We start from the raw sequence: 1732 nt of genomic DNA, 5'->3' as shown, positions 1-1732 counted from the left end.
CATGGACAGCGATCGCTGCGCCAGGTTTCCGAGGTCGTTGGCAAGATCCGCATTGATACGATTGACGATCGCCTCATGCGAATAATTGCCATCCTGGCCGAACGGCACCTCACGCATGAAGAAATAGCGCAACTGATCGACGCCATAGGTGTCGGCGAGATCGAACGGGTCGATCACGTTGCCGACCGACTTCGACATTTTCTCGCCTCGGTTGAACAGGAACCCATGCCCGAAGACCCGCTTCGGCAAAGGCAGGTTCGCCGACATCAGGAAGGCCGGCCAATACACCGTGTGGAAGCGGACGATGTCTTTTCCGATGATGTGCACGTCGGCCGGCCAATAATGCCAGCGCGGGTCGTTCTCGTTCGGAAAGCCACACCCGGTGATGTAGTTGTTCAAGGCGTCGATCCAGACATACATGACATGCTTTGGATCGCCCGGGACAGGCAGACCCCAGTTGAAAGTCGTGCGACTGATCGAAAGGTCCTGAAGACCGGATTTGACGAAGCTGACGATTTCGTTGCGGCGGGTTTCCGGGCTGATGAAATCCGGATTGTCCTCGTAGAATTTCAGCAACCGATCCTGGTAGGCCGAGAGCTTGAAGAAGTAGCTCTCCTCCTCGATCCACTCGACCGGTGTGCCGGTTGGCGCGCGCCAACTGCCGTCCGGCTGCTTGGTGAGTTCGGATTCATCGAAATAGGCCTCGTCGCGAACCGAGTACCAGCCGGAATATTTGGAGAGATAGATGTCCCCCCTCTCCTGCATGCGGCGCCAGAGTTCCTGCGTCGACGGCAGATGGTCGGCGTCCGTGGTGCGGATGAAACGATCGTAGGAGCAGTTCAGGCGGTCGGCCATGGCCTTGAACTTCGCCGCCATCTCGTCGACGAACGCCTTCGGCGTCGTCGCGCTGCGGTCGGCCGTCTGTTGGATCTTCAGGCCGTGCTCGTCGGTCCCTGTCATGAAGAAGACGTCATAGCCGTCGATGCGCTTGAAGCGCGCGATCGCGTCCGACGCGACGATCTCATAGGCGTGACCGATATGAGGGGCACCGTTCGGGTAGGAGATAGCCGTCGTGATGTAGTATTTTTTCTTGTCGGCCATGACGGTCCTCTTGCCCGGAAAAGCTCAGGCCGTTCGCCGAACCGCTTCGGCCAGATCGTCGAACAGCGCCAGAATGAAGGGCCGGCGGTCGAGGTTGAAAATATCGATCTCACGCGCCGAGCGGGCGATCTTGTCACATACCTCCACAAGGGGCGCAAGGCGCTGGACGCCGAGATGGGCCTTCTCGTGAAGCTTGTCGCTCACCCAGCGCTGGATCGTCTCCAACGTCAAGGCATACGTCTCGTCCGCGTCGCGCCTCGCGAGCGCATCGGCGAGCCCGAGGATCTGCCGCGTATCCGTCCGCGGGAGGGCATCGAGAAGATTGGTTACGCGGTCGATCGAGGTGACCTTGTCCGCGTCGAGAAGTTCCAATGTCCGCCGTGCCGAGCCCTCGCCCAAGGCAATGGCGCGATCGAGGACGCCGCTGTCCGTTCCGGCCCATGGCTCCCCTACGGAATCGATGATCGAGCGGATATCAGCCGCCTCCAACGGGCGAAGCAAAAGGCGCCGGCAACGGGAGCGAATGGTCGGCAGCAGACGTTGCGGATTGTGGCTCACGATCAGGAACAGGGAGCGTGGCGGCGGCTCCTCGATCACCTTCAGAAGGGCATTTGCGCTCGCTGTCGTGAGG

At 60.4% G+C, this 1732-nt stretch carries 1 protein-coding gene and 1 pseudogene; both read right to left on the bottom strand.

Annotated elements, in window-relative coordinates:
- Positions 1 to 1101 (bottom strand): methionine--tRNA ligase (metG, locus tag AC1DT3_RS20135; protein ID WP_477466985.1); only part of this gene is annotated, 1101 nt, incomplete at its 3' end.
- Between the two features lie 24 nt (positions 1102 to 1125).
- Positions 1126 to 1732 (bottom strand): annotated as a pseudogene (locus tag AC1DT3_RS20130) (DNA polymerase III subunit delta'); the annotation flags it as partial.

The organism is Microvirga sp. P4_G7 (genome assembly GCF_056401005.1).
The sequence above is the reverse complement of the archived record's forward strand: the minus strand, read 5'-3'. Positions and strand labels throughout refer to the sequence as shown.